The organism is Roseibium sp., assembly GCF_048260565.1.
Taxonomy (GTDB): Bacteria; Pseudomonadota; Alphaproteobacteria; order Rhizobiales; family Stappiaceae; genus Roseibium.
Genome location: NZ_JBLXGP010000018.1, coordinates 35,572 through 52,523, shown reverse-complemented (window position 1 = coordinate 52,523; position 16,952 = coordinate 35,572). Strand labels below are relative to the sequence as shown.

Here is a 16,952-nt window from a genome sequence, read left to right as displayed (position 1 = left end):
AATGACCCAGGGCGATGGCCCCTTCATCCGACTGATCCGATGGATCGCGATCTTCACGGCCGTAATGATCGCCGTAGGGCCGCCCGCGCTTTACCTGCATTTCGGTTATCTGAGAATATACGGCGAAATGACAGGCGAGGCCAAGTTCAAGGCCCGGCAGATCACCCGTCTGATCAACACCAATCCGGATTACTGGCAGTTTGAGTCGATCCGCATAGGAGTCATGATCGAAGATGGCGAAGACCATACGACCGACGACTTTCATCGCGTGGTTCTCAACGACGGTACGGTTGTCGTCCAGCACCCCGCGATCCAGCCCGAATACCTGTGGCCGAAGGTGCATGTCGAGCGGGAACTGACCGACTACGGCAACCCGGTCGGGAAACTGGAGATCGTTCACACACTCGAACCGCTGTACAAGCAGAGTGTGATCGTCGCAGCATTCTCGCTGTTCTCGAGCATTTTCGTCTACTGGGCCTTCCGCATGGTGCCGATGCGCATGCTCACCCGTGCCTGGGAACGCATCACCTATTTGGCGACCCACGATGCGCTGACGGACCTGCCGAACCGGACACTGTTCATCGACCGGCTCGGCAAAGTGCTTCAAAAGGGGCTCAGACCGTCAAACCCGGTGACCGTTTACGCGTTCGATCTGGATTTCTTCAAGGACATCAACGATACGCTGGGCCATGCAGCCGGCGACCGCCTTCTTCACCAGGCCGCGTGCCGGATGAAGGAGTGCCTGCGCGAGGGAGACGTGCTGGCCCGTCTGGGCGGTGACGAATTTGCCGCCTGCCAGATCGGCGTCGCCGATCCGCAACAGGCGGCGGCAACGGCCGAACGCTTGATAGCCGCCTTCAAGAAGCCTTTCGACCTGGCGGGAACCGAAGCTTTCGTCGGGGTCAGCATCGGCATCGCAGTCTGCACGAAAGACTGCCAGCTCCGCCCCTCGCTCCTGCTCAACAGCGCGGATCTTGCCCTGTACAAATCCAAACAGAACGGCAGGAACACCTATCATTTCTTCGAAGAGGAGATGAATACCGAATTGCGCCGCCGCAAGTCGCTGGAGGCAGGTCTGCGCAAGGCGCTGACCAACGAGGATTTGAGGCTGGAGTACCAGCCTCAGGTCGAACTCTCGACCCAGAAGATCACCGGCTTCGAGGCCCTGGCACGTTGGCGTCACCCGGATATGGGGGAAATTCCGCCGTTCCAGTTCATTCCGATCGCCGAATCCAGCGGCATGATGCGCCCTCTGACCGAATGGATCCTGCACAAGGCCTGCAATGATGCGGCCAATTGGGGCGATCTGAAAATCGCTGTCAATCTGGCTCCCAGCCTGTTCCAACAGACCGGTCTGACACGAATTGTATCGACTGCGCTGGAGGAATCGGGCCTCCCGCCTGAGCGCCTGGAACTGGAAATCACGGAAGACAATCTGATCGGAGACACCGAGCGGACGCTCACGATCCTGCGGGAACTCAAGGAGATGGGCGTCCAGATTGCCATGGACGATTTCGGGACCGGCTTTTCCAGCCTGGGCTATCTGCGCCAGTTTCCCTTCGACAAGATCAAGATCGACCGCTCGTTCATCAACGACATTGGCAATGAAGCGGATGCGGACGCCATCGTGCGCGCCATCATCAGCATGGGCCATGCCCTGAAGATGAACGTCATCGCCGAAGGCGTCGAGACGTTGGAACAGGCCAATATCCTGCTGGCCGAAGGCTGCGAGCAGGTCCAGGGCTTCCTCTACGGCCGCCCGATGCCGAAACGCGACATCGAAACCCTGCTCACCGCGCTTCATACCATCCGCAAGGAAGCGGACCAGCCGGCCGCAAACCGGCAGCCGGCATAGCCTCAAACGAACCTGCGCGGGCGCTTCGCGCCGCCTTCCGGCATACTCGGATGCCTATTTGAAGTATTTGCTCGGGGTAACCCCGAACGCATCCTTGAACGCCACAGTGAAATTACCCGGCGTGGAGTAGCCGAGCTGCCAGGCCACTGTGGATGCAGGCACACCGGCGGCAAGCATTTCGAGCGCCAGCCCCATCCTCAATTGCCGTCGCCAAAGGGCCGGCGACAAGGCCGTTTCCTCGACGAAAAGCCGCGACAACGTCCTCTTGCTGCACAGCCCGACCGCAGCCAGTTCATCGAGCGTGGCGTCGCTTTTCGGGTTTTCGCGCATGAAGCGCATAACCCGGCGCAAACGCGGATCCCGCCCACCGGGCAGGAATACCCCTGAATCCGACTGCACCTTCAATCGGGCGAAGAGAAGATCCAGGGTCATCTTCTCGATTTTTCCGGGCTCGGCGCCCCAGGTCATATCCGCCGCCTCTCGCAGAAGTGCCTGTGTCAGATCATCGAGTTGAAAGACCTGAACATCACCCAAGGCATCGGAGCCAAGACTGTCGCTGTCGAAAAACAGGCTTCGCATCTGGGCGGACCGGGGATAGCGCACCGCATGGTACATGCCCGGCGGGATCCATATGGCCCTGAGCGGCGGGAGCGTCCAGGAGGTTTCCCCGATAGTGAACACCCCGACGCCCCTGACCACATGGCTGAGCTGGGCTCGCTCGTGCATGTGCGGCGGAACCTCCTCGACCTCCATGGCTTCGTAGACAAGGCTCGAAACCGGTCCGCTGTCCAGATCCGGATCGTTCTTCAGCCACACATCCTGATGCAGAGCATTCGCCACAGGGATCAGTTCGGTCATGCCAGTTCCCTCGGAACGGGTTTGCGAGATCGGCCTGAAGTCCTTCTCACTTAGGCTCGGCGAGTGTAGCTCATCAAAAAAAATCCGCCAAATCGTAGAAAATTTATGATTCCTTGCCAAGCGTTGGTGCCCGGTTGCCAAAAGCCTCGCCCGGCATTGATCAGTCTCCATCAATTACTTCTACTTCGGTGCGGCAACCGAAAAGAGCTACGCCGGCAGTGTTCCGGCCGGCCGAAGAAGATGGAGAGAAATGAATGTCACAAGTCACCCGGGGCCCCGCATTCAGGTCGTCGCCGAGCAATCCGGACATCAAGGAAATCCAGACGATCCCCGAACGGCATCACGATATGCCGTATGCGCCGGCGATCCGTATCGAAAGCCCCGGAGACCTTCTTTTCATTTCAGGAGCGACCGCTTCCCCGCTCTATCATGCCCATCCGCACGAATGGCATGAACACAATCACGCCAACGACATCGAAACCCAGATCCACAACGCCATGGCCTCCATCAAGTCGATCCTCGACCACGAGGGGCTCTCATGGACCGATATCGTCAAGGTCACGAAGTACCTGACGGACATGCGGGACCAGGACGGGCTGAACGCCGTGCTGAACGGGTATTTCGGCGACTGGAAACCGGCCAGCACAATGATCTGCGTGAATTCTCTCTCCACACCGGGGGCGCGTGTGGAACTCGACATGATTGCAGTGTTCCCCAGGGCCTGAACGGCCAAACAAAACAAAAACAAAACATAAAACAAACCTTCCAAACAGAACAGCGAACAAGAGGACCAACAGTATGCAAAAGCTATTATATGCTCTGGCGACATGCGTTGCTTTCGGCTCCGCCTCGATGGCAGAAGCGGAAACCATCCGCATGACGGCCGCGTCCAGTCATCCCACCGCAGTCGCATGGGTGGGGCAGATGAAATCGGAAATCGTCGACAAGGTGAACGCCCGGCTGGAGGAAATCGGCAGCGACAGCCGGATCGAATGGACCGAAGCCTATGGCGGGGTCCTCTACGGTTTCAAGGACACCCTGGAGGCCGTGTCGGACGGCGTTGCCGACATGGGATGGGTAGGCGCCCTTTTCGAGCCGGCCAAAATGCCGCTTCAAAACGTTCCCTATGCGCTGCCGTTCTCGACGCCGGAGCCTTTGGTTGCCCTCGACATCATGGATGAGTTGAGCAGCCAGGACGGGATCTTCAAAAAGGAGTGGACCGACAACAATCTGGTTTATCTCGGCACAATGGCGACCGACGGCTACCAGATCTATTCGAAAACCCCCATACGGACACCTGCCGATCTCAAGGGGATGAAGGTCCTGTCGAGCGCCAGTGTCGGACCATGGGTCGAAGGCTACGGTGCAAGCTTCGTCAGCGCCGGCATTCCCGTCATGTACAACCAGCTGGAAACCGGCGTCGGCGATGCTGTCTTCCTGATCACCTCCGGCGCCGCTGCCATCAAGCTCCACGAAGTCGCCCCCTATGTCACGGTTCTGGACATGGGGCCCGCGCCCGGTGGCGGCCCTGCCATGAACAAGGACAAATGGGACAGCCTGCCGCAAGATGTGCAGAAGGTCTTCAAGGAACTCGGTCAGAACTATAACAAAGCTCTGGCCGCTGACGTCGCCGCCCGCCGCGAGAAAGCGCTCGCAGACATGGAAGCCGCCGGCGTGACCCTGATCTATCCGACAGAAGAAGAACGGGCCGAGTGGGTCGCGGCCCTGCCGGATATCGCCGGCACCTGGGCGAGCGCGCAGGAAGCCCGCGGAGTGCCCGCAAACGAGGCCATCACGGCTTTCATGACCAAACTGCACGAAAAGGGGATCACCCCCTTGCGTGACTGGACGGTCGATTGATCCGCCACCGCCACACCCGTCATCCATGGTGATGGGGTGGGGCTGACCGGCTGCCGGATGCGCCCACTCACGAGGTGCATCCGGCGGGATGGGAGACCTGCGCCTCCCAGAACGGAAAACCTGCGTCGCCATTCGCTTAACGGGCAATATGATCCGATGACCGGCTGAATTGTCGCAACCCAGGAAACTCACGAAAATGTCGACGCCAACAAAAAGCCCTGCCGGTTTTCTTGAAGCCGCACGCCTCTTTCGGGGGCTGGGGACTTTGACAGGCTTGATGGCTTCGGCGGGCACACTGCTCACCCTCGGCATCTCGTTGCTGATATGCGCCGAAATCCTGATGCGCGGCGTTTTCAACCAGCCGATCACCGGCATGACCGAATTCGTCAGCCTGTGCATCGTTCCGATCATGTTCCTGACCCTGCCCGCCGTGGTCTTCACCGGAAAGCTGTTTCGCGTCGAACTCTTCACTGGCCCCTGGAATTCCGAAAATCCGCGTCACGCCTTCTATGGCCTGTTTCATTCATTCGCGTTTCTGGCGATCGTGGCAATCGTTGGCCAGTGGGCCTACTCGGAGGCGGTCAAGGCCTGGGTGACGAATGACTATTCCGGTGTCGCCGGCGCATATGAAATCCCGACGTGGCCCTTCCGCTGGACCGTTGTCGCAGGCCTCTTCGCGGTCGCAATAACGTGTGTTGCGATGATCTTGCGCGATGGAAGGTTGCTGTGGGCGGGCCGCCGCGATCTTCACACGATCCTGCTCGCACCTCGCCCCCTCCTTTTCGTCGGCGGTCTTGCGCTGTTTGCCCTGACGGTGGCCCTGCTCCCCTACAATCCCCTGCTCATCGGCAGCGTCTTCATCGGCTGGCTGTTTGTCCTGCTGGCGCTCGGCTTCCCGATCGCGACCATTCTTCTCGGACTGTCCGCAATCGGGATTAACCTGATCCGGGAGAATTTCCGGATCACGGAAGTCACGATGGGCATCGCCATGACCAAGTCCATCGGGACCTTCGAATATGCGGTCATTCCGCTGTTCGTGACCATGGGCCTGGTCCTCGACAGATCGAAGCTCGGCGAAGACGCCTTCCATGTGGCGGCCCATTTCCTGCGCCGGGCGCGCGGAGGATTGGCCATTGCGACCGTCCTCGCCAATGCGGTCTTTGCCTCCGTCGTCGGCAGCTCCATCGCATCCGCGGCGGTGTTTTCCCGCGTGGCGGTCAACCCTATGATGGATCACGGCTTCTCGCTGCGCCGCGCGCTTGGCACAGTCGCAGGATCTTCGGTCCTGGGGATGCTCATCCCTCCTTCGCTGCTGCTCATCGTCTATGGACTGATTGCCGAACAAAGCATCGGCCAGCTTTTCGTTGCCGCAATCATCCCTGGCTTGATCCTGGCCGGTCTCTTTGCGGTTCTTGCCTACCTGCTTGCCCCGAAGCAGTCAGATCGGGAATACGCATCAACGTCTGACGAGGGTTACGCGACCCTGGGAACTTCAGAAATCCTGGCAAAAATCGGCCCCATAGCCCTTCTGGTGGCGACAATTCTGGGCGGGATCTACACAGGATGGTTCACGCCGACCGAAGCGGCCGGCGTCGGGCTCATCCTCTCCGTTGTCATTGCCTTTGCACGCGGCAGCATGGGGATAAAACTTTTTTTCCGGACCGCGTTCGAGGCCGGTCTGATTTCGGCTGCGATGTTGCTGCTGATGGCTGCTGCCGGGTCCTATACCCGTCTCGTAGCCTTTGCCCAGTTGCCGATGGCGCTCAACCAGTGGCTCGTCGCAACAAGCCCTGACTACTACACGCTGATGGCGATCTTCGTTCTGGTGGTTCTCGCCTTGGGTGCCGTCCTCGATTCCGTCTCGATCATCCTCGTGATGACGCCGATCATCCTGCCCATGGTCCGGCAGTTCGGAGCGGATCCGGTCTGGTTCGGCGTTTTGCTGGTGGTTTCGGTCGAAATCGGACTTCTCACGCCCCCCTTCGGCATGTCCGCCTACACGGTGAGAGAGGTCCTGTCTGATCTGGGCGTCAAACTGTCCGACATCTTTCTGGGCGCCTTCCCCTTCGTCCTCATGATGCTCCTGATGGTCGTGCTTCTCATCCTCCTCCCCTCCCTTGCGACCGTCCTCCTCTGAACCCTCCTGAAAGTACAAGTAATGGAATTTCTGACGATTTTCCTCGCCTATATCGTGGGCGGGGGCGCCGGTGGCGTGCTTCACGGAGCCACCCCCCGCCACCAGCATTCGCCAACGGCTGGTGGCCGGTACGATCGGCCTGTGCGGTAGTGTGATCGGAGCCGGGGGCGGTGTCTTTCTCGTTCCCTACCTGGCACGATCGGGCTTCCAGATGCGCCGCGCGGTCGCCACGTCCACGGCGGTCGGATTTCCGGTTACGGTCGTGGGAACGCTCTTCTACGCCTTCGTCTCCCCGCCGGCAGGCTTGCCGCACATGCTCGGAAAGATCTATTTCCCCGCGCTTCTGGGGCTCGGCCTGGGCAGCATGCTGGGCGCCCCTTTAGGTGCGAAGCTCGCCAGCGAAATCGACGGCGACAAGCTGAAAAGGGCCTTTGGCGTCCTTTTGATCATCCTGGCGGTCAATGTCGCCTTTTGACCGCCATTCCGCCGCGGACCTGTAACCCGGATCCGCGGTTCTTCCCATTTCCCGAAGGCTGCCTGTCCCCGGAACCGACCACCATCCGGAGAACCTGCCGTCAAAGCGGGATGTTGTCGTGCTTCTTCCAGGGGTTCTGCAGGTTCTTCGACCGCAGCAAGGCCAGCGCCCGCGCCACGCGACGGCGGGTGGAATGGGGCAGGATCACCTCGTCGATGTAACCGCGTTCTGCAGCCACGAACGGATTGGCGAAACGTTCCTCATAATCCTTTGTCCGCTTGGCGATCTTGTCCCGGTCGCCCAGTTCGGACCGGTACAGGATCTCGACCGCACCCTTGGCGCCCATGACCGCGATTTCCGCGGTCGGCCAGGCGTAGTTGACGTCGCCGCGGATGTGCTTGGAGCTCATCACATCATAGGCGCCGCCATAGGCCTTGCGGGTAATCACGGTCACCTTCGGCACCGTGGCTTCCGCATAGGCGAACAGCAACTTGGCGCCGTGCTTGATCAGCCCACCGTATTCCTGGGCCGTACCCGGCAGGAAGCCCGGCACGTCGACGAAGGTCACCAGCGGAATGTTGAAGCAGTCGCAGAAACGCACGAACCGAGCCGCCTTCCGGCTGGCGTCGGAATCGAGAACGCCGGCCAGCACCATCGGCTGGTTGGCGACGATACCGACGGTGCGACCTTCCATACGTCCGAAGCCGGTAATGATGTTGCGGGCGAACCTTTCCTGGATTTCGTAGAAATCGCCCTCGTCCACCGTCTTCAGAATAAGCTCCTTCATGTCGTAGGGCTTGTTCGGGTTGTTCGGGATCAGGGTATCCAGGCTGTCGTCGATCCGTTCCGGATCGTCATGGCAGGTCAGTTCCGGCAGCTCCGCCTGGTTGTTCATGGGCAGGAAATCGATCAACCGGCGCATTTCGGACAGCGCCTCGACATCGTTGTCGAAGGAACCGTCCGCGATGGAGGACTTCGTCGTGTGGATCGAAGCACCGCCCAGTTCTTCCGCTGTCACCGTCTCGTTGGTCACGGTCTTCACCACATCCGGTCCGGTGACGAACATGTAGGAGGTATCGCGCACCATGAAGATGAAATCCGTCATGGCCGGGGAATAGACGTCGCCGCCCGCACATGGCCCCATGATCAGCGAGATCTGCGGGATCACGCCTGAAGCCAGCACGTTGCGCTGGAACACCTCGCCATAGCCGCCAAGGGCCGCAACCCCTTCCTGGATACGCGCGCCGCCCGCGTCGAACAGGCCGATGATCGGAGCCCGGTTCTGCAGGGCCATGTCCTGGATCTTGATGATCTTTTGGGCATGGGTCTCAGACAGCGATCCGCCGAAGACGGTGAAGTCCTTGGAAAACACATAGACCGTGCGGCCGTTGACGGTGCCCCATCCGGTGACCACGCCGTCGCCCGGGATGTGTTGTTCATCCATGCCGAAATCGGTGCAGCGGTGGGTCTTGAACATATCGAATTCCTCGAAGGACCCTTCGTCCAGCAGGAGTTCGATGCGTTCCCGGGCGGTCAGCTTGCCCTTCTTGTGCTGGGCCTCGATCCGCCGTTCACCACCCCCAAGGCGCGCGGTACCGCGGCGCTCTTCCAGTTCGGCAAGGATTTCCTTCATGGCTGTCTCCGAAACACGTAAATTTATGTGGTCCTAGCATGTGCTCCGGCGCACGCATAGTCAGCACATGGGCGGAGTTGCCAGACCCGGTGAGACCGGCGATTATGACCCCGCTGCACAATCCGTAATCACAGACGCCTTAAGAATACACTTTGACACCGTGGCGTGATTTGACATGATTGCCTAACAACGCAGCAGCGATGAACGGGGAGGTAATGGCCGAAGAGCGTTCCTATTTTAACGAGATGCTGGACAGCGCGGGCAACCCGCGGGCCGCCTATGCAAGGCTGTCCGAATGGCTGGATGCCAAGCCACCCAACTATCTGTCGCGCAAGACCCGCGAAGCGGAAACGATCTTTCGCAGGCTCGGCATCACCTTTGCCGTCTACGGCGCCGACGAGGCCACGGAACGGCTGATCCCCTTCGACCCGATCCCCCGTATTATCTCGGCCGCCGAGTGGCGCAAACTGTCCGCCGGCATCGACCAGCGGGTCCGGGCCCTGAACGCCTTCCTCCACGACATCTATCACCGTCAGGAGATCCTTCGCGCCGGACGCATTCCGGAAAGCCTTATCCTCCAGAATGAAGCCTTTCTGCCGGAAATGGTCGGCTTCACGCCCGCACAAAAGGTCTACGCCCACATTATCGGCACGGACCTTGTGCGCGTTTCGGAGAACGAATTCTATGTGCTGGAGGACAACACCCGCACACCGTCGGGTGTCTCCTACATGATGGAAAACCGGGAAACCATGATGCGCATGTTCCCGGACCTGTTCGAGATGCATCACATCGCGCCGGTGGAACACTACCCGGAAAACCTGCGCCAGACGCTGGAAAGCGTCGCCCCGGACCTGTCGAAGTCGGAACAGACCGTCTGCGTGCTGACCCCCGGCATCTATAATTCCGCCTATTTCGAGCATGCCTTCCTGGCCGATTCCATGGGTGTGGAACTGGTCGAGGGTCGCGATCTTTTCGTGGACGAAGGCAAGGTGTTCATGCGCACCACCCGCGAACCGCAGCAGGTGGATGTGATCTACAGGCGGATCGACGACGCCTTCCTCGATCCCCTCACCTTCAATCCGGACAGCATGTTGGGTGTGCCGGGCCTGTTCGACGCCTACCGCGCCGGCAACGTCACCATCTGCAACGCACCGGGTACCGGCATTGCCGACGACAAGGCGATCTATGCCTATGTGCCCGACATCATCGAGTTCTATACCGGACAGAAGCCGATCCTGAACAACGTGCCAACCTGGAACTGTTCGCGCGAGGACGATCTGGCCTATGTTCTCGACCATCTGGAAGAGATCGTCGTCAAGGAAGTCCACGGGTCCGGCGGCTACGGCATGCTGATCGGTCCGACGGCCTCCAAGCGCCAGATCGCCGATTTCCGCAAGATCCTGATTTCCAACCCTTCCAACTATATCGCCCAGCCGACGCTGGCGCTGTCGGCCTGTCCGACCCATGTCGCTTCGGGCGTAGCCCCCCGCCACGTGGATCTGCGCCCCTTCGTTCTGATCGGCGACCAGGTGCGCATCACTCCCGGCGGGTTGACCCGCGTCGCCCTTAAAAAAGGCTCTCTTGTCGTCAACTCCAGCCAGGGCGGCGGAACAAAAGACACCTGGGTACTGGAGGACTAGTCTGAATGTTGGGACGTACCGCCTCCTCACTGTTCTGGATGTCGCGCTATCAGGAGCGCGCCCAGAACACTGCCAAGCTGCTGCAGGCCGCCTACCGCACGGCGATGGTGACCCATACCGGTCAGGCAAACGGCGAAAACTGGCGCTTTGCCCTCGCAAGTTCCGGCAGCGAATTCGGCTTTACGGAAAAGGTGGGAGAGCTGACCCCCAGGGGCGTCATCTCCTACATGGTCTTCGACAAGACCAATCCGTCCAGTGTCCGCGTCTGCCTGGAAACGGCACGCAACAATGCCCGCGCCGTCAGGACCGGCATCACCGCCGAACTCTGGGAAGCGATCAACACGACCTGGATCGAATTCGCCGACGTCAATCCCCAGTCGATCACCCAGGAAAGGCTGCCGGATTTCCTCGCCTGGATCAGCCAGCGGTCCCATCTGTTCCGCGGCGCGCTTCTGAACACGATCCTGCGCGACGACGGCTACTACTTCAGCCAGCTCGGCAATTTCGTGGAGCGGGCGGAAAATACGGCGCGCATTCTCGACACCCAGTACTGGGTACTCCTGCCGGACAATGACGTCGCCGGCGGCGCGTCGGGCGAGCGTTACCAGTGGATCCTGATCCTCAGGGCGCTTTCGGGTCTCCGGAGCTACCGGTTTGCCTATCAGGATGCAAAGCTGAAGGCGGGCAATATCGCAACCTTCCTGATCCTGAGGGAGGAAATGCCGCGTTCGCTCGCCCATTGTTACAACTGGATCGACGACACGGTTGAAGACCTCGGCGAGTTTTACGGCGCGAACCAGCCGAGCCTGGAAATGGGCTCCCGGATCTGGAAAGATCTGAAATCGACGGACATGGACGCGATCTACAACAACGGGCTGCACGAGTTCCTGACCGACTTCATCGGACGCAACAACGCCTTTGCCCACCAGTTGTCGATCGACTACAACTTCGCCTGAGGAAACGGGAGCCGATATTCGATATGCGACTGACCGTTCGGCACAAGACCCATTACCGGTACGACACCCCGCTTGCCAATGCGATGCAGCAAATCCGCCTGACGCCGAAGACCGGCCCGGGCCAGACTGTTGTCGACTGGAAAATCGAGGCACCCGGCATTGACCGGGCAACGTCCTACGAGGACGCCTTCGGCAATCTTGTGCATATGATCTCCGCCGATGGCATGTCGGAAGAGGTCGAAATCACTGCCTCCGGGACGGTTGACACCTTTGACGTCAACGGCGTGATCGGCCTCGAAAACGGCACCTCCGCGCCGGCCCGGATCTTCACACGGTTCACGCCGCAAACAAAAGCCAACCAGGCAATCCGCCGCCTTGCCGCCCACGCCGAAAAAGACGACCTGATCGCCGGTCTGCACGAACTGATGCATGCGATCCGCGACAAGGTCGACTACAAGGTCGGCGTCACCGAGACCCACGCAACCGCCGCCTCCGCGCTGGCGAACGGCGTCGGCGTGTGTCAGGACCATGCGCATCTCTTCATCGCCGCCTGCCGCTCGATCGAGGTGCCGGCGCGCTATGTGTCCGGCTATCTCCTCCTGGAGGACGAGCAGTCGTCGGAGGCCCATCATGCCTGGGCGGAAGCCTTCGTAGCCGATCTCGGCTGGGTCGGCTTCGACATATCCAATGGTATCTGCCCCACGGATCGCTATATTCGCTTGACCGTTGGCTTGGATTCGCGTTCCGCTGCTCCCATACGCGGCATCCGGTTTGGCGGCCAGGAAGAAAACATGGGTGTCGAAGTGGACGTGGAACAGGCCACGAGCCAGCAACAGCAATAGGGCAACCGGGGTTGCCCGCGGGCGGCCTGACAAGGTCTGTGAGAAACGAAGATGACCTATTGCGTTGGACTGAAACTCGACCGTGGCCTTGTGTTCGCCGCCGATACGCGCACCAATGCCGGCGTCGATAACGTTTCGACCTTCAAAAAGCTGCATGTCTGGGAAAAGCCGGGAGACCGGGTGATCACCCTGTTATCGGCCGGCAACCTCGCCGTGACCCAGGCGGTGGTGTCCATCCTGACCGAACATATCGCCGGCGGCCTCGACGGCAACCGCGCCACCCTGATGAACGTGGACACCATGTTCCAGGCCGCCCGGCTCGTCGGCAGCGCAGTGCGCGAGGTGCGCGCGATCGACGGAGAGGCTCTGGAGGCGAGCGCTGAAAACTTCTCCGTTACCTTCATCCTGGGCGGCCAGATCAAGGGCGAGGATCCACGCCTGTTCCAGGTCTATTCCGCCGGCAACTTCATCGAGGTGAGCGACGACACGCCCTACCTGCAGATCGGCGAGCACAAGTACGGCAAGCCGATCCTGGACCGGGTGACCTATGCCGACATGCGCCTGGGCGAAGGCGCGAAGATGATCCTGCTGTCCTTCGATTCCACCTTGCGCTCCAATCTTTCCGTCGGCCTGCCGATCGACCTGCTGCTCTACAACAAGGACAGCTTTTCCGCTGAGCGCCAGTTGCGGATCGAGAAGGACGATCCTTATTTCCGCAAGCTGTCAAAGGCCTGGTCCGACGCGCTCCGCGACGCCTTCACCGAAATCGAGGAGCTGGAAGTCTGATCTGGCGGAACGCCGTCAGGCATTCGGCATGGCCTTCAGCGATCTGTCATGACCAATCGATAAAAGCCGGCAAGAAACAGCCCTGGAGCGTGCGATGACGGTCACCGATGAGCTCGAATCCCTCGTCTGGCATCGCGAGCCGGCACAGGAGCCGCTCGAGGCCAATGACGAGACGCTGACCAGGATCCGGCAGATGATCAAGGCCGGCGAGCGTATCGCCCTCGTCGATCTGATGAAGCGCTGGGATCCGATCGACGTCATGCAGTTGCTGGTTCGCCTGCGGCTGAAGCAGGCGCGCAAGCTGTTCAGATGGCTGCCCTCCAATCCGTCCATCAAGGTGATTGCCGAACTGAGGCCGGAATTCCGCTCCATCCTGATGGAGGAATCCACCCTCGAGCAGTTCCGCGACATTCTCGCCGGCCTCGACCCGGACGACGCTGCGGAAATGCTCAACGACTTCCCGGACGAAGTCGCCGAGACGCTGGCAGAGCGCCTGCCCGATGTGGAAGCGGTCGCCGGCTTCGAATCCTACGCGGACGACAGCGCCGGCCGCATCATGGCCCGCAAGTTCGTCGCCCTGCCGGAAACCTGCACGGTGGAGGACGCCGCCGCGCTGATCCGGGCCGAAGCAGATCGAATTCGAAAGATTTACACTGTCTACGTGCTGAACGACGAAGGCGGTCTGACCGGCACCATCGCAGTCGGAAAGCTGCTCTTGTCGCCGCCGAAAGCGACCCTGGCGGAAATCATGAACCGCGACTTTCTGGCCGTCTCCGCCGAAACCGACCAGGAGGAAGTGCTCCGCCTGGCGCGCAAGCGGGACATGCACACCGTGCCCGTCCTCAATGCGGACGGCCAGCTGATCGGCCGGATCACGCCGAAGCAGATGGCCCGCATCGCCTCCGAAGAGGCCAACGAAGACATGCTTCTGATGAGCGGTGTGTCGTCGGAGGCCAAGGCCGACGACACGGTGTTGAAGATCATGCGCGGCCGCCTGCCCTGGCTGCTTGCCGGCCTGATCGGCTCGAGCATTGCCGCCAGTGTGGTCGGCTCCTTCGAGCACCAGCTTTCCACCGCCGCCATTCTCGCCGCCTTTATTCCGGTCACCATGTCCATGGCCGGCAACGCGGGGCTTCAGGCTTCCGCCGTCGCTGTCCAGGGGATTGCGACCGGCGCGCTGTGGTCCGGCGACATCGCCTTCCGGCTCTTAAAGGAATTGATCGCCGCGCTTGCAAACGGCGCCATCGCCGGCTGCATCCTCGCCATGCTGGTGCTGATCGCCTCGACGGTGATCCCCATCGCCGACCCGGTGCACCTGGCGCTTGCCACGTCGCTCTCCCTGCTCTGCGTCACCACACTCGCCGCCATGGTCGGCGCCACCATTCCCATCGTGCTCGACAAGTTCGGCATCGACCCGGCCATGGCCACCGGCGTCTTCATCACCTCTACCAACGACGTCCTCGGCGTTCTGGTGTTCTTCCTGATGGCAACGACGTTTTATCTGGGGTGAGGCGCGTCCGGCCCAGCCGGCAAAAAGCAAACGATTTTGCTTTTTGAGCGCCGAACGCCCTGAGCCCTAGCGAAGGGCCGGGCGGGCAGAAGTTTGTTCTTTTCACGTCATTCCGGACCGCGCACGCTGCAAGCGTGTCGCGAGATCCGCAATCCAGCTGACAGCGCGAGCGTCGGCGAGCACCGATTTCAATCAAGAATAGGACACACCTAAGCACAGTTCAAACACACAGGATTCCAGATCGGCACGCAGCTTCACTGCGTTTGTCTGGAATGACGGCGAACAAGTTTGGCAATCTCGCCCGCCTCCTCACCCCTTCAGGATCAGCACCGCCGCGTCGAACTCCCTGCGCTTGTAGGCGCGGATGGCGGCAGCTTCGGCGTCCTTGCCCCAGCGTTCGATGTTGAAGTCCTCTTCCACGTGGGCGGCCTGCCAGGCGTCATCGGCACTGAGCCATCCCTCGAAGACCGCGAGCGCAAGAACGGCAGAGCCGGAGAGCGTGGTCGCGGTGTGGAGGGCCGCAAGCTGTAGCGGGGAAAGATTGTCGAGCCGCGCACGGAAGGCTTTCAGAAGGTCTTCCGGCTGATCCTGATGAATGATGCCGCCGATCAGGACGAACCGGCTGCCGAGCACATCTTCCGCCCGGGCAAGCACCGGATCCCATAGCTCCATCTGGCGCTGGACGAGCGTTTCCGGATCGTCGGCGCGGTAGCAGAGCGCATCGGTGCCGCAGAACCGGGCAATCTCATCGGCGACTTCGCCAAATTTCACCGCGACCGCATCGATTGCGGAATTCGTAATCCGCGTCAGCGGCATGTTGGCCGGATTGATTTCCTTTTCCTGCGCCGCCCATTCCGCCGCCACCGCCCGCGCCAGCGCCTCGCTCGGCAGGACGAGCACAGCCTTGCCCGGCGTCTTTACCGGCCGGCCGTCCAGGTGAATTGCAAAACCGCCTTCGGTTTCAGCATGTTCCGCACGTTCGTAGAATCGTTTTGGCAACTGGGGCCGGGACAATTCCCGCGCCCGCTGTTCCGGATCCTTCGCTACATCATCCGCAAGTGTTTCACGCAAATCGCGCATCACGCCGTTTCCCTGTCAAAACCGAAAAGCTGTTCCAGTGCGCCATCGAGTTCGTCGAAATGATCGATCACACGGGCAGCCCCCGCCCCTTCCAGCCGCGGCCTGTCGTGATAGCCCCAGGTGACCCCGATGCCGCGCACGTTTGCGGCAACCGCCATTTCCATATCGAAGGATGTATCGCCGATCATGACCGTGTTGGCGGCCTCCGTCCCGGTTTCCGCAAGCGCCTGCAGGATCATATCCGGATGAGGCTTGGAGGGCGATGTATCCGCCGTCTGGATGGTAACGAACCGGTCGTGCAGCCCGTGTACCTCGACCATGTGGTCGACACCGCGCCGCGCCTTGCCGGTGGCGACGCCCAGCAGCACGTCATCGCGCGCCGCCAGCCGGTCGAGTACGTCCATGGTCCCGGGGTAAAGCGGATCGAGATCCAGCCCCTGCCCCCGCCGCTCCACCTTCGACGTCCGGTAGGCATCGGCCATCGTCGTCACGTGATGGCTGTTCTCCGGTCCCACCAGCGTCAGAAACGCCCGTTCCAGCGACAGGCCGACGATGGAAAGCGCCATGCGCCGTTCCGGCATCGGCAACCCGGCCGCAGCAAACCCGACCTCCAGCCCGTGCAGGATGGTCTCCTGGCTGTCCACCAGCGTGCCGTCGCAATCGAAGATGACGAGATACATGGAATTACAATGCTCTTAAGGGCTCGTGTCTCAAGCCCCGCATGTGGCGGGTTTTCAGAACCGGGTCAAGAGCCGAGGTCCGCTCCGCCGCGTTTTGTCAGTCCTGCGCCCCATCCTCGCGACAGCCGTCCGCGGATACGCTGCCGTCGCGCCCCTTCTTGCGAACATAAAGCTCCATGCGGTGATGGACGATCTCATAGCCCATTTCGGCGGCGATTTCGGCCTGAAGGCGTTCGATCCGGTCGGAGCAGAACTCAATGACCTTGCCCGTATCCACATCGATCATGTGGTCGTGGTGCTCCGTTTCCGCATGTTCGAACCGGGCCGCATCGCCTTCGAACTGATGGCGCTGGATCACCCCCTGATCTTCCAGAGCGCTGAGCGTGCGATAAACGGTCGAAAGGGAGATCCCCGGCACCTGTTCTTCGCTGCGCCGATGCAGTTCCACCGCATCCGGGTGGTCATCCGCTTCCGCCAGAACGTTCAAGAGCGCCGTCCGCTGGCGCGTGATCCGAACTCCTGCATCCCGAAGGGCCCGGGTCAGCCGTTCGGCTCTTTCCTGCGTTTTCGTCATGCGTTTTTTTTGCATAGCGGATCGGACCACGCAAGACTTTTTGCAAATCATTCGCAACTGGCATTG

The 16,952-nt window shown here is 60.8% G+C and carries 15 protein-coding genes; 10 read left to right on the top strand and 5 right to left on the bottom strand.

Annotated elements, in window-relative coordinates; translation table 11 throughout:
• Position 1 precedes the first annotated feature (1 nt).
• Positions 2–1,855 carry a putative bifunctional diguanylate cyclase/phosphodiesterase gene (locus tag ACN0SO_RS25465; RefSeq protein WP_417682424.1) on the top strand — a complete coding sequence of 618 codons (1,854 nt, stop codon included), beginning with the start codon at positions 2–4 and terminating at the stop codon, positions 1,853–1,855.
• Between the two features lie 54 nt (positions 1,856–1,909).
• Here ACN0SO_RS25465 and ACN0SO_RS25460 read toward each other — a convergent pair whose 3' ends face one another.
• Entirely contained in the window at positions 1,910–2,713 is an 804-nt protein-coding gene (locus ACN0SO_RS25460) for a helix-turn-helix domain-containing protein (protein WP_417682422.1), read from the bottom strand.
• A 254-nt stretch (positions 2,714–2,967) separates the two neighbouring features.
• Between ACN0SO_RS25460 and ACN0SO_RS25455 the strand changes: the two genes are divergently transcribed.
• From ACN0SO_RS25455 to ACN0SO_RS25440, 4 genes are all read left to right on the top strand, one after another.
• Positions 2,968–3,438 carry a RidA family protein gene (locus ACN0SO_RS25455; protein ID WP_417682420.1) on the top strand — a complete coding sequence of 157 codons (471 nt, stop codon included), beginning with the start codon at positions 2,968–2,970 and terminating at the stop codon, positions 3,436–3,438.
• Positions 3,439–3,511: 73 nt separating this feature from the next.
• Entirely contained in the window at positions 3,512–4,573 is a 1,062-nt protein-coding gene (locus ACN0SO_RS25450) for a C4-dicarboxylate TRAP transporter substrate-binding protein (RefSeq protein WP_417682418.1), read from the top strand.
• 265 nt (positions 4,574–4,838) lie between these two features.
• Positions 4,839–6,710, top strand: coding sequence for a TRAP transporter large permease subunit (locus ACN0SO_RS25445; RefSeq protein WP_417682416.1), 1,872 nt, complete (start codon positions 4,839–4,841; stop codon positions 6,708–6,710).
• 70 nt (positions 6,711–6,780) lie between these two features.
• Positions 6,781–7,185: a sulfite exporter TauE/SafE family protein gene (locus ACN0SO_RS25440; protein ID WP_417682414.1), complete on the top strand. Its 405-nt coding sequence runs from the start codon at positions 6,781–6,783 to the stop codon at positions 7,183–7,185.
• A 100-nt stretch (positions 7,186–7,285) separates the two neighbouring features.
• Here ACN0SO_RS25440 and ACN0SO_RS25435 read toward each other — a convergent pair whose 3' ends face one another.
• A complete protein-coding gene (locus tag ACN0SO_RS25435; protein ID WP_417682412.1) occupies positions 7,286–8,818 on the bottom strand; it encodes an acyl-CoA carboxylase subunit beta in 1,533 nt (510 codons plus the stop codon).
• Positions 8,819–9,033: 215 nt separating this feature from the next.
• On the opposite strand from ACN0SO_RS25435, the gene ACN0SO_RS25430 reads away from it, so the two are divergent.
• From ACN0SO_RS25430 to mgtE, 5 genes are all read left to right on the top strand, one after another.
• Positions 9,034–10,458 carry a circularly permuted type 2 ATP-grasp protein gene (locus ACN0SO_RS25430; RefSeq protein ID WP_417682410.1) on the top strand — a complete coding sequence of 475 codons (1,425 nt, stop codon included), beginning with the start codon at positions 9,034–9,036 and terminating at the stop codon, positions 10,456–10,458.
• Between the two features lie 5 nt (positions 10,459–10,463).
• Positions 10,464–11,414: an alpha-E domain-containing protein gene (locus tag ACN0SO_RS25425; RefSeq protein WP_417682408.1), complete on the top strand. Its 951-nt coding sequence runs from the start codon at positions 10,464–10,466 to the stop codon at positions 11,412–11,414.
• 23 nt (positions 11,415–11,437) lie between these two features.
• Positions 11,438–12,256 carry a transglutaminase family protein gene (locus ACN0SO_RS25420; protein ID WP_417682406.1) on the top strand — a complete coding sequence of 273 codons (819 nt, stop codon included), beginning with the start codon at positions 11,438–11,440 and terminating at the stop codon, positions 12,254–12,256.
• A gap of 51 nt (positions 12,257–12,307) precedes the next feature.
• Positions 12,308–13,042, top strand: coding sequence for a peptidase (locus ACN0SO_RS25415; protein WP_417682404.1), 735 nt, complete (start codon positions 12,308–12,310; stop codon positions 13,040–13,042).
• A 94-nt stretch (positions 13,043–13,136) separates the two neighbouring features.
• Positions 13,137–14,552, top strand: a complete 1,416-nt coding sequence (gene mgtE / locus ACN0SO_RS25410; RefSeq protein ID WP_417682402.1) for a magnesium transporter — start codon at positions 13,137–13,139, stop codon at positions 14,550–14,552.
• 309 nt (positions 14,553–14,861) lie between these two features.
• On the opposite strand, the gene ACN0SO_RS25405 is transcribed toward mgtE, so the two are convergent.
• The 3 genes from ACN0SO_RS25405 to ACN0SO_RS25395 all read right to left on the bottom strand — a co-directional run bounded on the left by ACN0SO_RS25405 (position 14,862) and on the right by ACN0SO_RS25395 (position 16,886).
• A complete protein-coding gene (locus tag ACN0SO_RS25405) occupies positions 14,862–15,632 on the bottom strand; it encodes an ATP12 family chaperone protein (protein ID WP_417682400.1) in 771 nt (256 codons plus the stop codon).
• A complete protein-coding gene (locus tag ACN0SO_RS25400) occupies positions 15,632–16,312 on the bottom strand; it encodes an HAD-IA family hydrolase (RefSeq protein WP_417682398.1) in 681 nt (226 codons plus the stop codon). The genes ACN0SO_RS25405 and ACN0SO_RS25400 overlap by 1 nt, the downstream gene beginning before the upstream one ends.
• A gap of 97 nt (positions 16,313–16,409) precedes the next feature.
• Positions 16,410–16,886 carry a Fur family transcriptional regulator gene (locus ACN0SO_RS25395; RefSeq protein WP_417682396.1) on the bottom strand — a complete coding sequence of 159 codons (477 nt, stop codon included), beginning with the start codon at positions 16,884–16,886 and terminating at the stop codon, positions 16,410–16,412.
• Positions 16,887–16,952: the final 66 nt, after the last annotated feature.

Coding starts and splice junctions, on each gene's coding strand:
- ACN0SO_RS25455 (WP_417682420.1), top strand. CDS start 2,968: ATGTCACAAGTCACCCGGGGCCCCGCATTCAGGTCGTCGCCGAGCAAT.
- mgtE (WP_417682402.1), top strand. CDS start 13,137: ATGACGGTCACCGATGAGCTCGAATCCCTCGTCTGGCATCGCGAGCCG.
- ACN0SO_RS25450 (WP_417682418.1), top strand. CDS start 3,512: ATGCAAAAGCTATTATATGCTCTGGCGACATGCGTTGCTTTCGGCTCC.
- ACN0SO_RS25405 (WP_417682400.1), bottom strand. CDS start 15,632: ATGCGCGATTTGCGTGAAACACTTGCGGATGATGTAGCGAAGGATCCG.
- ACN0SO_RS25415 (WP_417682404.1), top strand. CDS start 12,308: ATGACCTATTGCGTTGGACTGAAACTCGACCGTGGCCTTGTGTTCGCC.
- ACN0SO_RS25420 (WP_417682406.1), top strand. CDS start 11,438: ATGCGACTGACCGTTCGGCACAAGACCCATTACCGGTACGACACCCCG.
- ACN0SO_RS25430 (WP_417682410.1), top strand. CDS start 9,034: ATGGCCGAAGAGCGTTCCTATTTTAACGAGATGCTGGACAGCGCGGGC.
- ACN0SO_RS25400 (WP_417682398.1), bottom strand. CDS start 16,312: ATGTATCTCGTCATCTTCGATTGCGACGGCACGCTGGTGGACAGCCAG.
- ACN0SO_RS25435 (WP_417682412.1), bottom strand. CDS start 8,818: ATGAAGGAAATCCTTGCCGAACTGGAAGAGCGCCGCGGTACCGCGCGC.
- ACN0SO_RS25465 (WP_417682424.1), top strand. CDS start 2: ATGACCCAGGGCGATGGCCCCTTCATCCGACTGATCCGATGGATCGCG.
- ACN0SO_RS25460 (WP_417682422.1), bottom strand. CDS start 2,713: ATGACCGAACTGATCCCTGTGGCGAATGCTCTGCATCAGGATGTGTGG.
- ACN0SO_RS25395 (WP_417682396.1), bottom strand. CDS start 16,886: ATGACGAAAACGCAGGAAAGAGCCGAACGGCTGACCCGGGCCCTTCGG.
- ACN0SO_RS25425 (WP_417682408.1), top strand. CDS start 10,464: ATGTTGGGACGTACCGCCTCCTCACTGTTCTGGATGTCGCGCTATCAG.